The organism is Allobosea sp. WAO (genome assembly GCF_001509835.1).
Lineage (GTDB): Bacteria > Pseudomonadota > Alphaproteobacteria > Rhizobiales > Beijerinckiaceae > Allobosea.
Map to the genome: position 1 here is coordinate 266,593 of NZ_JXTJ01000010.1, position 12,462 is coordinate 279,054.

Annotated in this window: 10 protein-coding genes; 5 read left to right on the forward strand and 5 right to left on the reverse strand. The window is 66.7% G+C overall.

Annotation, left to right across the window (positions count from 1 at the left end; genetic code table 11):
• Positions 1-113: 113 nt before the first annotated feature.
• The 3 genes from DK26_RS20440 (at position 114) to DK26_RS20450 (ending at position 3,253) form a co-directional block, all read left to right on the forward strand.
• On the forward strand, positions 114-1,157 hold the full coding sequence (locus DK26_RS20440) for a TRAP transporter substrate-binding protein (RefSeq protein WP_066476245.1): 1,044 nt from the start codon (positions 114-116) through the stop codon (positions 1,155-1,157).
• Between the two features lie 273 nt (positions 1,158-1,430).
• Positions 1,431-1,967, forward strand: a complete 537-nt coding sequence (locus DK26_RS20445) for a TRAP transporter small permease (protein ID WP_066476248.1) — start codon at positions 1,431-1,433, stop codon at positions 1,965-1,967.
• Positions 1,967-3,253, forward strand: coding sequence for a TRAP transporter large permease (locus DK26_RS20450; RefSeq protein WP_066476250.1), 1,287 nt, complete (start codon positions 1,967-1,969; stop codon positions 3,251-3,253). Before DK26_RS20445 ends, DK26_RS20450 begins: the two co-directional genes overlap by 1 nt.
• An 87-nt stretch (positions 3,254-3,340) precedes the next feature.
• On the opposite strand, the gene DK26_RS20455 is transcribed toward DK26_RS20450, so the two are convergent.
• Positions 3,341-4,111 carry a helix-turn-helix transcriptional regulator gene (locus DK26_RS20455; RefSeq protein WP_066476254.1) on the reverse strand — a complete coding sequence of 257 codons (771 nt, stop codon included), beginning with the start codon at positions 4,109-4,111 and terminating at the stop codon, positions 3,341-3,343.
• Between the two features lie 315 nt (positions 4,112-4,426).
• Here DK26_RS20455 and DK26_RS20460 point away from each other — a divergent pair, with 315 nt between their 5' ends.
• Positions 4,427-6,553, forward strand: coding sequence for a TonB-dependent siderophore receptor (locus DK26_RS20460; protein ID WP_248310054.1), 2,127 nt, complete (start codon positions 4,427-4,429; stop codon positions 6,551-6,553).
• A 67-nt stretch (positions 6,554-6,620) separates the two neighbouring features.
• Entirely contained in the window at positions 6,621-7,739 is a 1,119-nt protein-coding gene (locus DK26_RS20465; RefSeq protein ID WP_248310055.1) for an ABC transporter substrate-binding protein, read from the forward strand.
• A gap of 44 nt (positions 7,740-7,783) precedes the next feature.
• Here DK26_RS20465 and phnE read toward each other — a convergent pair whose 3' ends face one another.
• The 4 genes from phnE to DK26_RS20490 all read right to left on the reverse strand — a co-directional run bounded on the left by phnE (position 7,784) and on the right by DK26_RS20490 (position 12,460).
• Positions 7,784-9,409, reverse strand: coding sequence for a phosphonate ABC transporter, permease protein PhnE (gene phnE, locus DK26_RS29760; protein WP_248310050.1), 1,626 nt, complete (start codon positions 9,407-9,409; stop codon positions 7,784-7,786).
• Positions 9,406-10,194, reverse strand: coding sequence for a phosphonate ABC transporter ATP-binding protein (gene phnC / locus DK26_RS20480; RefSeq protein WP_066476257.1), 789 nt, complete (start codon positions 10,192-10,194; stop codon positions 9,406-9,408). The genes phnE and phnC overlap by 4 nt, the downstream gene beginning before the upstream one ends.
• A 20-nt stretch (positions 10,195-10,214) precedes the next feature.
• Positions 10,215-11,216: a phosphate/phosphite/phosphonate ABC transporter substrate-binding protein gene (phnD, locus tag DK26_RS20485; RefSeq protein WP_066476480.1), complete on the reverse strand. Its 1,002-nt coding sequence runs from the start codon at positions 11,214-11,216 to the stop codon at positions 10,215-10,217.
• Positions 11,217-11,362: 146 nt separating this feature from the next.
• Positions 11,363-12,460: an ABC transporter ATP-binding protein gene (locus DK26_RS20490; RefSeq protein ID WP_066476259.1), complete on the reverse strand. Its 1,098-nt coding sequence runs from the start codon at positions 12,458-12,460 to the stop codon at positions 11,363-11,365.
• Positions 12,461-12,462: the final 2 nt, after the last annotated feature.

The following is a 12,462-nucleotide window of genomic DNA, read 5'->3' on the forward strand; positions in this document are numbered from 1 at the left end:
ATGCGCAGGCTAATAATCGCATACGAACTGGGTATTTGACGGGCAAACTGTCGAAATTTCAGGGTATTCCGCCAAGAACTCGGAAGACTTCAACCAAGAAGAGGGGTCGTGTCATGTCCGTCCTGAACTGGCTCGGGGGAGCCTTAATCACTGCGGCCGTGGCCGTAAGCGGCCAGGCCGCCGCGCAGACCAGCCTCAAGGTCGTGGCGCCCTGGTCGAACCTCAACGCCTATGGCAAGGTCGAGCAGCCCTTCTGGTCGAAGAAGTTCGGCGAGCTGACCGGCGGGCAGGTCACGGCTCAGGTCACCTCCTATTCGGAGCTCGGGCTTTCCGGCGTCGAGCTGCTCCGCCTCGCCAAGCTCGGCGTCTTCGACATCGCGCATATCGTCGTCGGCTACTCGGTGGCTGACGACCCGGTGATTGAGGGCCTTGAGCTCTCGACCCTGATCCAGGACATTCCGACCGGCCAGAAGGCGCTGGACGCCTACCGTCCGGCGGTGGCCGAGACGTTGCTGAAGAAGCACAACCTCGTCCTGCTCGGCGCCTATCCCAATCCGAGCCAGGTGCTCTACTGCCGCGAGCCGGTGAAGAGCCTCGCCGATCTGAAGGGCCGCAAGGTCCGCTTCTACGGCGCCAGCATGAACGACTTCATCTCGGCTGCGGGTGCCGTCGGCGTCAGCGTGCCGCTGGCCGAGGTCGTGCCGTCGCTGCAGCGCGGCGTCGTCGATTGCGGCATCACCGGTACGCTGACCGGCTATTCGTTCAAATGGCCGGAGGTGACCAAGAACCTCTATGGCATGCGCTTCGGCTGGGGCCTGACCCTGATCGCCGCCAGCAAGGCTAAATGGGACGCGCTGCCGAAGGACCGGCAGGAGGCGACCCGCAAGGCCGTCGGCACGCTCGAGCTGGAACTCTGGGCCCTGGCGGCCTCCGACGACAAGGCCGGGCTCGACTGCAATACCGGTCGCGCCGCCTGCTCCTACGGTACCGCTGCCGCCATGACGCTCGTCGAACCCTCGGCGGCCGACGAGGCCGAGCGCAAGCGCATCCTCCAGGATGTCGTGCTCAAGAAGTGGGCGGCGCGCTGCGACAAGGCCTGCGTGGAGCAGTGGAACGCGACGGTCGGCAAGGTCGCCGGCGTGACCGCAGCTCCCTGATCGTTTTCTCGCCCGGTGCGTCAAGCGCCGGGCGAGATTGTTTGTGGGAGCCGGCAGGCGGGCATTGCCAGAAGGGCCGCGATCCGGTCTTTCGCCCTGGCGCCGACCGCCCGGTTTGCGCGCCCCCGCCAATCGCATCGCAGTGCTGCTGACCCGATGCGAGCTCAATCAGCACGAGGGAAGAGATTGATGGATCCGGTAACGCGCCCCGGAGGGCGAGACCGCGGCGTATTGGACCGGGCTGACGATGCCCTCCGGTGGCTCGCGCGCGCAATGCTGCTGGCGGCAGGCTGGGGTCTGCTCCTGCTCGGTCTTCTGGTCACGGTCGACGTCGCCGCCCGCAATGCGATCGGCCAGAACATCGGCGGCGTCGACGAGATCGCCGGCTATATCTTCGCGATCGGGATCTCCTGGTCGCTGGCCGAGGCGTTTTACGCCCGCAGCCATGTCCGGATCGACTTCCTCTACCAGAAGGCGCCTTTGGGCCTCCGTTCGCTGCTGGACGTGCTGTCGATCCTGGCTCTGGGCTTCGCCGCCGCCTTCCTCGCCTTCAGCGGCTGGCTCGTCGTCTCGGGCTCCTGGAGCATGAGCTCGCGCTCGGCGAGCGTGCTGCAGGTGCCGCTGGTCATTCCGCAACTGCTCTGGTTCGCCGGGATCCTGGTCTTCCTGGCGGGCCTCGCCGTCTCGTCGCTGCAGGCCTGCATCGCCCTGGCTGCCGGGCGCAATCGCGAGCTGGCCGTGCGCTTCGGGATCATGTCGGCCTCCGAGGAAGCGCAGGAGGCCCTGGGCCCGCGCGAGGAGAAGCGCTGATGCTGACGAACGCCTCGCTCATTCTCGCCTTCTTCATTGCCAGCAGCCTGCCGATCGCGGCGACGCTGATCATCACCGCGCTGATCCTGAGCTTCATCTATTCGCCGTTGCCGCTTTTCCTGGCGGCCTCGGAGATCTTCTGGAAGGTCTCGACCGAGTTCACGCTGACCAGCATTCCGCTCTTCGTCCTGCTCGGCGAGATCCTGCTGCGCTCGGGCATCGCGGAACGGATGTATGGTGCCGTCGCGATCTGGCTCAACCGGTTGCCCGGTGGATTGCTGCACGCCAATATCGGTGCATCCACCCTGTTCTCGGCGACGTCGGGCTCGAGCGTTGCGACCGCCGCGACGATCGGTACCGTGGCCCTGCCGGAGATCCGCCGGCGCGGCTATAATGAGCGCCTGTTCCTCGGCAGCCTCGCCGCCGGCGGCACGCTCGGCATCCTGATCCCGCCCTCGATCCACCTGATCATCTACGGGATGATCACCAACACCTCGGTGCCGAAGCTCTATTTGGCGGCGACCATTCCCGGCCTGCTGCTGGCTGCGCTGTTCTCGCTGCTGATCGTCGTCATCTGCCTGATCAAGCCGGGCTATGGCGGCGAACGGATCGAGGCGACCTGGCGGCAGCGTTTCGCCAGCCTCGCCGATCTCATCCCGATCATCCTGCTCTTCGTCGTCGTGATCGGCTCGATCTATACCGGCTTCGCCACGCCCACCGAGGCGGCCTCGCTCGGCCTCGTCTTCGCGCTGGCCCTCGCCTGGTGGTATGGCCGCCTCTCGCTGGCGCTGCTGCACGAGTGCTTCATCGGAGCGATGAAGGCCACCGCGATGATCATGCTGATCGTGCTGGCCTCCTACTTCCTGAACTTCGTGCTCTCGGTGATCGGCCTGTCGCAGCAACTGACGAGCTTCATCTCGGGGCTCGGCCTGTCGCCGCTGCAGACCATGCTGGTGATCATCGCCTTCTTCGTGGTGCTCGGCTGCTTCCTCGAATCGCTGTCGATGCTGGTGACGATCACGCCCCTGGTGGCGCCGATCGTGATCGGGCTCGGCTATGATCCGATCTGGTTCGGTGTGATCCTGATCATCCTGCTGGAGGTGGCGTTGATCACCCCGCCGGTCGGCATCAATCTCTATGTCGTCCAGGCGATCCGCGGCCGCGGCAGCATCCAGGACGTCATTGCGGGCTCGCTGATCTTCGTGCTCAGCATGTTCGCCCTGATCGGCTTCCTGCTCGCCTTCCCGGAGATCGCGATGTGGCTGCCGACGCGCTTCGGCGAGTAGCCCTGCCGATCCGGACACACGCTGCGTCCTCGCCGCCCGCAAAAGCGGGCGGCTCCCCACATTGCCGCGTGCGCTGGCAGGCGCCGCTCAGCCGTGCGCGCGCAGTGTTTCCGGCATTGTCCGCCGCATCATGTCGCGCAGGGCGTTGGGGCTTTGGTATCCCGCCGCGCGCGCCGCCTCGCGCAGCGTCATGCCGTCCGCCTGCAAGGTCAGCGTGTAGAGCATGCGCAGGCGCCGCCGCCATTCGGCGAAGCTCAGGCCGGTTTCCGAGCGGAAGCGCCGGGTGAAGGTCGAGCGGCTTACGCCGACCGCGTCGGCCCAGCCATCGAGATCGAGGTCGAGCGCCGGCTTCTGAACCATGTCGCGGCAGAGCTTCTTGAAGCGGGGATTCTGCGGCATGGGCAGGGCGATCTGGATTTCCGTGGCGTCGCGGATCTCCTCGACGACGAGGGCCGCGAGATGGCCGCCGCGTCCTTCGACGTCGTAGAGTTCCGGTCCGCTGGCGAGCGCGCGCAGCGCGACGTCGAGCAGCTCCGAAACGGCGATGACGCGGCACTCGCTCGGCAGCGCGGCACCCAGGGCCTCGTCCATCAGGAAGGCGGCACGCATCTCGCAGCAGCCATAGCCGGCGAGTTCATGCGGGACGTTGGCCGGAACCAAAAGCGCATGCCCCGCCGGAGCGGTCCAGGTCCCGCTCTCCGTATGCAGCACCAGTAGGCCGCCCGAGGCGTGCAGGATTTCCGTCCGCCGGTGGCTGTGCCAGCGGGTCCGCGCCCCGCTGTGGAAGGCCTGGTGGAAAGCCACGACGGCGCGCGGAGCTTCCTCGTAAAGCGGCAGGCGATCGACTGTCGGAAGCACGTCCTGACCCGATCGCGGTGATTTTGCTGAAATTGGCACCTGAGCGACAAAATTTGACCCGATCCCGATCGACTCTGAGCCACGGTCGAGAATGGGGCGAGGTTATAATATTAGTGGTTCGACCCAGTTTAAAACTCATCTAAATTAGGTCTGTTCCAAGAATAATGCAGCGATAGCGAAAGCAACTCAAGCGTGATTGGGACGAAAGAACTTATGGCCGGCGGATTTGGATCAAGGCGCATTTCAGGCCGTTCGATGCAGTCGCGCCTTGCGGGGGCATATGGTGCGTCCATCGCGGTACTGTTCGTCTTGTCGATGAAGCCGGCACAGGCGCAGGAGGCTTCTGGGCAGATCCGGCTCGACACCATCGAGGTCCAGGGGCAGGGCGAAACCGGGACCGGCCCGGTGAACGGTTATGTCGCGACCCGCAGCGCGACCGGCAGCAAAACCGACACGCCGATCCTGGAAGTGCCGCAGACGATCAACGTCGTCACCGCCGACCAAATCCGGGCACAGGGCGCGCAGAGCGTCAGCGAGGCGTTGCGCTACACCGCCGGCGTGCGGGGCGAGCTCTATGGCGGTGCCTCGCAATTCGACAGCTATACCCAGATCCGCGGCTTCAAGGGCGACCTTTTCCTCGATGGCATGCGCCTGCCGGACGGCGCGGCGACGGCCGACTGGACGACTTCGGTGATCGAGCCCTACGGGCTCGAGCGTATCGAGGTGCTGAAGGGGCCGTCGTCGGTGCTCTATGGCCAGAGCGGGCCGGGCGGTCTCGTCAATATGGTCAGCAAGCGCCCACTGGCGATCCCTTTCCGCGAAGTCCAGTTCCAGACCGGCAGCTATGGCCGGGCGCAGGCGGCCTTCGACTTTTCGGGGCCGATCGATCCGCAGGGCCAATTCCTCTACCGCCTCACGGGGCTCGGGCGAATCTCGGAAACGCAGACCGATTTCATCGACGATCATCGCCTCTTCATCGCGCCGGCCTTCACCTGGCGACCGAGCACCGACACGACGCTGACCGTGATGGCGCAGTACCTGCGCGAGCGCGACGGCAAGACCAGCTTCAACTACCTGCCGAGTTCCGGCACGCTCTACCCTAACCGGGTCAACGGCCGTCTGCCGTGGAACCGCTATGCCGGCGAGCCCGGATTCGACCGTTTCGACCGCGATCAGGGCTCGATCGGCTATGCCTTCGAGCATCGCTTCAACGACAGCCTGAGCTTCAGCCAGAACCTGCGCTATACGCAGAACGACATCTATCTACGCGCCGTCAACCGCAATGGCGAATTGCTCGCCGACAACCGCACGCTCAACCGCGCCGCCTTCCGGATCGACGCCGCCGCGCGCGCCCTGACCCTCGACAACCGGCTGGAAGCGAAATTCGGCACCGGGCCGCTTTCGCATACCGCATTGCTCGGCCTCGATTACCGTAACGAGACCAGCGAGTACGATGTCGGCCGCGGTCCGGCCGCTTCGATCCAGATCTTCAATCCGGTCTATGGCGCGGCGATCGCCGACCCCGGCATCAACTTCCAGCGCAAGGATGCCGAACTGCGCCAGCTCGGCTTCTATCTCCAGGACCAGATCAAGTTCGATCGCTGGGTCGCCACGCTTTCCGGCCGCTACGACATCGCCGATATCAGGACGCGCACGCAAACGCTGACGACCAGGACGATGGTGCGTTCCAAGACCAGCGACCGCGCCTTCAGCGGCCGCGCCGGCCTGAGCTATGTCTTCGACAACGGCATCGCGCCCTATGCCAGCGTCTCGACCTCGTTCCAGCCGACGGCCGAGACAGATTTCTACGGCAACGCCTTCAAGCCGCTGACGGCGACGCAGTACGAGGCTGGCATCAAGTACCAGCCGAGCTGGATCAACGCGTCGCTGACCGCTGCGGTGTTCGACATCCGCCAGCAGAATGCCCCGAGCGCCGATCCCAACCCGGCCCACTCCTTTGCCCGCGTGCAACTCGGGGAGGTCTCGGTGCGCGGCTTCGATATCGAGGCGCGCGCGCAACTGACCGAAGGCCTCGGCCTGATCGCGTCCTACGCCTTGCTCGACCACGAGATCACCAAGAGCACGGTAGCCGCCGATATCGGCAAGCGCCTGCCGGCGACGCCGATGCATCAGGGCTCGCTCTGGGCCGATTACACCTTCCAGGGCGGGGTGCTTGCCGGGCTCGGACTCGGTGGCGGCATTCGCTATGTCGGCAGCACCTACGATCCCAACAACACGGTCCGGATTCCGTCCTACACGCTCGTCGACGCCAGCCTGAGCTATGATCTCGGCAAGCTCGCGCCGGCGCTGGACGGCGCGAAGCTCGCGGTCGTCGCCAAGAACCTGTTCGACCGCTATTACGTCTCGCAATGCGGCAACGTGCCGGGCTGCACGCTCGGCTCGCGCCGCAGCGTATTGGCGACCCTGACTTATCGCTGGTGAGGTCATAAGCGAGATTCGTGCCCGGGCCATGTGGGCAGCGTGGGGCAGGCGGCTTCCGCACGTGATCATGCTGCTCGTGCTGCTGGCCGTCGCCTTGGTGCCGGCCAGCTGGCCGCTGGCGCAGGAAGCCGCGCCCGGCCCGATCCGGGTCACCGATATCGCCGGGCGCGAGCTCGTGCTGGCGCGGCCGGCGCAGCGCATCGTGCTCGGCGCCTGGGTCAGTTTCGACGCGCTGTCGCTGCTGCATCCCGAGCCGGTCGGCCTGCTCGCCGGCTGGGCCGAGGGCGGCGCCAATGCGATCCAGCCGACGCTCCTGCGGGAGCGCTTTCCCGCGATCGACAGGGTTCCGGTGATCGGCCGCGGTTCCTTCGAATCGATCTCGGCCGAGGCGGTGATCGCGCAGAAGCCCGATCTCGTCCTGCTCAGCCGCTTCGACGCCTTCCGCTATGGCGCGGAGGCACCGCCCGCCATCGCCCAGATCGAGGCGGCCGGCATACCGGTCGCCATCGTCGATTTCTTTCTCGATCCGCTGCGCAACACTGCGCCGAGCCTGCGCATCCTCGGCAAGCTGCTCGGTCGAGACGAGCAGGCGGAAGCCTTTCTGGCCTTCTATGGCGAACGCCTCGCCGCGATCGAGATGCGCTTGCAAGCTGCTGCCACGCCTCGCCCATCGGTCTTCCTGCATGCTTTCGCGGCGCGGCCGGAATGCTGCTTCTCGGCCGGGCCGGGTACGATCGACGGCTTCATCCGGCTCGCCGGCGGCCACAACATCGGTGCGGAGAAGATCAGTGCGCCGGTCGGCCAGCTCAGCCGCGAGTTCGTGCTGACGCGCGATGCCGATCTTTATGTCGCGACGGGGATCTCGGAAGGCGCCGATAGCAGCGGCTTCGTGCTCGGCCCGGGCGTCCCGGCCGAGCGTGCGGCCCGGGGCTTTACAGCGCTGCTGGAGCGCAACGATCTTGCCGCGCTCGGAGCGGTGTCGCGCCGGCAGGCCTTCGGGCTCTGGCACCTTTTCGTGCATACGCCCGTCCACATCGTCGCGATCGAGGCGCTGGCGAAATGGACGCATCCCGATCTCTTTGCGGGGATCGAGCCCCAGGAAACGCTCGACGAGATCAATCGCCGCTTCCTTGCCGCCCCGCTGCGCGGGACGTTCTGGACCGGCCCGGTGAGGCCGGCTCCGTGAAGCGAGTTCCGGCGCCCATTGCGCCGGAACTCATGGGGCCAGCGTCAGATGACGCGGGCGCGGACCACCGAGGTGACGAGCTCGGTCACGACGACGACGGCGAAGATCACCACGAGGACGAGTCCGACCTGATCCCAGTAGAGATTGTCCATCGCCGCCTGGAGCGCGACGCCGAGGCCGCCTGCGCCGACGAGGCCGAGCACGGCACTCTCGCGGACATTGATGTCCCAGCGGAACAGGCTGACGGCGAGGAAGGCCGGCTTCACCTGCGGCCAGAAGCCCTTGAGCAGCACGGCGCGGCGCGGCGCCCCGGCGGCGCGCAAAGCCTCGATCGGGCCGGGCTTGGCCTCCTCGATCGCCTCGGCCAGGAACTTGCCGGTGAAGCCGATCGAGTGGACCGCGACGGCCATGACGCCGGCGAGCGCGCCCGGGCCGAAGACCGCAACGAAGAGCAGGGCCCAGACCAGGGTATGGACCGAGCGGGTCGCGACCAGGATGAAGCGGCCGAGCGTGTTGACCCAGATCGAGGTCGAGACGTTCCGGGCGCACATCAGCGCGACCGGCGTCGCCAGCAGGATCGCCAGGATCGTGCCGAGCGTCGCGGTGTGCAGCGTCTCGACCAAAGCGGTCTGCACCGTGCTGCCATAGTAGCTCCAGTCGATCGGCCACATCCGGGCGAACAGGTCGGCCGTCTGCTGCGGCGCGTCGTAGAGGAACTCCGGGATGATCTCGATGGTCTGGAACGACCAGCCGAGCGCCAGCGCGGCGATGCCCCAGAAGGCGAGCCGCAATGTCCGCTCCGTCGTGGTGAAGCGGTGCCAGATCGGGCCGGTGGGGCCGCGCTTGACCTCGCCCGTCGGCGCCTCGTCCTGGTAGATCCGGCGCATGAAGGCCGAGAGCACCTCGCCCGCCATCACGGCCGCGATGATCGCGATAATGATGGTCAGCACGAAGTCGTAGTCGAAGCGCTGGAAGGCGGTGAACAGGGTCGCGCCGATGCCGCCGCCGCCGACGAGGCCGACCAGCGCCGAGTTCCTGAGGTTGGAATCGAGCTGATAGGCGGCAAAGCCGATGAAGCGCGGCAGGACCTGCGGCACCACGCCCATGATGACCACGGAGAGGAACGGAGCGCCGGCGGCGCGCAGCGCCTCGATCGGCTTCATCGACATTTCCTCGATCGCCTCGGCGATCAGCTTGGCGATGAAGCCGAGCGTCGCGACGATGAGGGCGAGAATGCCGGCGAGGGCGCCGAAGCCGACGGCCTTGACGAACAGGATCGCGACGATGACCGGATGGAAGGTGCGGCAGAGCGCGATCAGGCCGCGGGCCAGCACGGTGACCGGCAGCGGCATCAGGTTGCGGGCGGCGAACAGGCCGAGCGGCAAGGCCAGTAGCACGCCGGCGCCGGTCGCGATGATCGCGATCTGCAGCGATTCCAGCATGCCGTCGAGCAAGAGCTGCATCTTGTCGGCGGCGGTGTTGGGCGGGAACATCCGCCCGAGGAAGCGGGCGCCGTTGTCGAGCCCTTGGACGAAGCGCTCCCAGCGGATGTCCAGGATCTGGGCGGCGTAGGCGACATAGGCCAGGAACAGCACCGCGGCGATGCGTAGCGGCCAGTTCGGCGGAAAAGCACGGCTGCGCAGGCTGCCGGTGGCGGGAAGCGCGCTCATTCCATCCAGCCTTCGCCGCCATAGATCTCGGCGAGATGGGAATCCTGCAGGCCGGCGGGCGGGCCGTCATAGACGATCAGGCCCTTGGACATGCCGATGATGCGGCGTGCGTAGCGCTTCGCCAGCGCGACATTGTGGATGTTGACGAGGACCGGGATGCCGCGGTCGCGGCCGACCTCGGCGAGCAGCTCCATGATTTCGACCGAGGTCTTGGGGTCGAGCGAGGAGGTCGGCTCGTCGGCGAGGACGAGATCCGGCTCCTGCATCACGGCGCGGGCGATGCCGACGCGCTGGCGCTGGCCGCCGGAGAGCTGATCCGCGCGACGTGTCGCGAAATCGCCGAGGCCGACGGATTCGAGCAGGGCGAAGGCGCGGGCGATGTCGGCTTCCGGGAAACGCCGGGTCCAGCTGCGCCAGACCGGGACATAGCCGAGCCGGCCGCAGAGCACGTTCTCGATCACGGTCAGCCGCTCGACGAGGTTGTACTCTTGGAAGACCATGCCGAGGCGGCGGCGCGCCTGGCGCAGCGCATCGCCCTGGAGCTTCGCCAGATCGACGCCGTCGAGCATGATCGAGCCGGAGGTCGGGTCGACCAGCCGGTTGATGCAGCGGATCAGCGTCGACTTGCCGGTGCCGGACGGGCCGATGATGGCGACCGTGCCGGGCTCGTCGATGGTCAAGGAGATATCACGCAGGACGGGCTGGCCAGCCCGGTATTCCTTGACGAGATTGCGGATGATCAGCGTCCGGCACGTGCCGGACGCTTCGTTTGGCAAGGCGCTCATGAGATGCGGCTGCTTTCCGGTCAGGGAGCCTTGGCCGGCGCGGGCTGCGCCTTCTTCTTGGCGGCGGCATCGGCCTCGCGCTTCGACTCGGCGTCGTAGGCGGCCTTGTTATAGGGCGTGCCCGACTTCTCGGCGACATCGCGCACGATCGCCCAGTCCTTCTGGTAGGTGATCGGCAGGAAGCGGTCGTCGCCGTTGAACTCTTTGGTCATCTCCGGCGTGAACCGGAAGGAGAAGAAGCATTCGGTCAGCTTCTTGGCGAGCTCGGGCTTCAGGTCGTGGGCATAGGCGAAGGAGGAGGTCGGGAACACGGCGCTGCGATAGATCTCGCGCGTGTCGTCCTTCTTGATCGTGCCGCGCACGATCATGCGCTCGTAAACGTCGCCGGCGACGGCGCCCATGTCGTAGTCGCCCGAGACGACGCCGAGGATCGACTTGTCATGGCCGCCCGACATCAGCGGCTTGTAGTCCTTCTCGGCCTCTAGGCCATGCTCGGGGAAGAGCACGCGCGGGGCGAGGTTGCCCGAGTTCGACGAGGGTGAGGTGTGAGCGACCTTCTTGCCCTTGAGGTCGGCGAGCTTCTGGTAGGGGCTGTCCTTCTTGACGACGGCGACGAGGTTGTAGCCGCGCACGCCTTCCGCGGAGCCCTTGGCGGCGAACGGGATCGCGCCGGCGAGGTTGACGGCGAAACCGGTCGGGCCGGTCGAGAAGCCGGCGAAATGCAGGCGGCCCGAACGCATGGCCTCGATCTCGGCCGAGTTCGACTGGACCGGATAATAGACGATGCGCTTGCCGGTGCAGGTCGCGAGATGGTCGGTCAGCGGCTTGAAGATGTTGGCATAGACCGCGGGGTCCTCGACCGGCGTATAGGCCCAGACCAGTGCCGAGGGGTCCTTCAGCTTCGAGGCGTCGGTCGGGACGTCGGCGACGAGATCGTTGTTCGCATCGCAGTAATTGGTGTCGAGCTGGCCGCGGTTCGCGCAGGCATCCTGCGCCTGGGCGGGGACGGCGGTGGCCGCCATGAAGGCGAAGGCGAGCGGGGCCGCCGCGGCGAGGCGGGCAAGTTTCAGATCGAACAAGGCGTCTTCTCCCATTGGATGGGCCCCTCGCGGGGCCCTGAGAACAGTATGTGACACAAAATCGTCATAATCCAGCCAAGGCCGGTAGCTCAGGCGGCGAGCCACATCAAGGCGTGCCGGGGCAGCGTCAGCGTCGCATCCGTGCCGATCTCGTGGAGATCGCTGCCCGACTGGAAGGGCAGATCGACCGAGACCTCCGAATTGCCGATGCGGGCGCCGTAGCGGACGCTGGCGCCGAGGAATTCGCGATGGACGACGCGGCAGGGCAGGGCGATCAGGCCAGGCGCGGCCGTGCCGGCTGCGACGAGGCCGGCATGCTGCGGGCGGAAGACCAGACGGGCGCCCTCGGGCACCGTGCGGTCGGCCGGGACCGGCACGGAGAAACCCCCTTCGATCTCGAAGGCGCGGGTCTCTCCGGCGCCTTTGACCTTGCCTTCCAGGATGTTCGCCGTCCCCAGGAAATTGGCGACGAAGAGGTTGGCGGGGCGCTCATAGAGCTCCATCGGCGTGCCGACCTGCTGGACCACGCCGTCGCTCATCACGGCGATGCGGTCGCAGATCGTGTTGGCCTCTTCCTGGTCGTGAGTGACGAAGATCGTCGTCAGCCCGAGCCGCTGCTGCAGGTCGCGCAGCTCGCGGCGGACCTGGACGCGCATCTTGGCGTCGAGATTGGAGAGCGGCTCGTCGAGCAGCAGCACCTTGGGCTCGACAGCGACGGTGCGCGCCACCGCGACACGCTGCTGCTGGCCACCGGAAAGCTGGGAAGGCCGCCGGTCGGCGAGATGGGCGAGCCCGACGAGGCCGAGCGCGGCCTCGACACGCTGCTCGACCTCGGCCCGCTTCACGCCGCGTTCCTCGAGGCCGAAGGCGACATTGCGGCGGACCGTCATATGCGGCCAGAGCGCATAGGACTGGAAGACCATGCCGACATCGCGCTTCCAGGGCGGCAGGCCCGAAATGTCCTTGCCGCTGAGCCGGACCTGGCCGGTGTCGGCCTGGTTGAAGCCGGCGATCAGGCGCAGCAGCGTGGTCTTGCCGCAGCCGGACGGGCCGAGGAAGGCGAAGAATTCGCCCGGCCGGATCGCGAGGTTGACGTCCTTCAGCACATGGTTGGTGCCGTAGGACAGGTTGACGCCTTCGATGTCGACGGAGACGGCGGGTGTGGTCAGAGAGACGTTTGCGTTCATGG

Excerpts from the sequence above, each read along its gene's own strand:
- DK26_RS20450 (WP_066476250.1), top strand. The coding sequence starts at position 1,967 with ATGCTGACGAACGCCTCGCTCATTCTCGCCTTCTTCATTGCCAGCAGC.
- DK26_RS20460 (WP_248310054.1), top strand. The coding sequence starts at position 4,427 with ATGAAGCCGGCACAGGCGCAGGAGGCTTCTGGGCAGATCCGGCTCGAC.
- phnC (WP_066476257.1), bottom strand. The coding sequence starts at position 10,194 with ATGAGCGCCTTGCCAAACGAAGCGTCCGGCACGTGCCGGACGCTGATC.
- phnD (WP_066476480.1), bottom strand. The coding sequence starts at position 11,216 with ATGGCGGCCACCGCCGTCCCCGCCCAGGCGCAGGATGCCTGCGCGAAC.
- DK26_RS20445 (WP_066476248.1), top strand. The coding sequence starts at position 1,431 with ATGCTGCTGGCGGCAGGCTGGGGTCTGCTCCTGCTCGGTCTTCTGGTC.
- DK26_RS20465 (WP_248310055.1), top strand. The coding sequence starts at position 6,621 with ATGCTGCTCGTGCTGCTGGCCGTCGCCTTGGTGCCGGCCAGCTGGCCG.
- DK26_RS20490 (WP_066476259.1), bottom strand. The coding sequence starts at position 12,460 with ATGAACGCAAACGTCTCTCTGACCACACCCGCCGTCTCCGTCGACATC.
- DK26_RS20440 (WP_066476245.1), top strand. The coding sequence starts at position 114 with ATGTCCGTCCTGAACTGGCTCGGGGGAGCCTTAATCACTGCGGCCGTG.
- phnE (WP_248310050.1), bottom strand. The coding sequence starts at position 9,409 with ATGAGCGCGCTTCCCGCCACCGGCAGCCTGCGCAGCCGTGCTTTTCCG.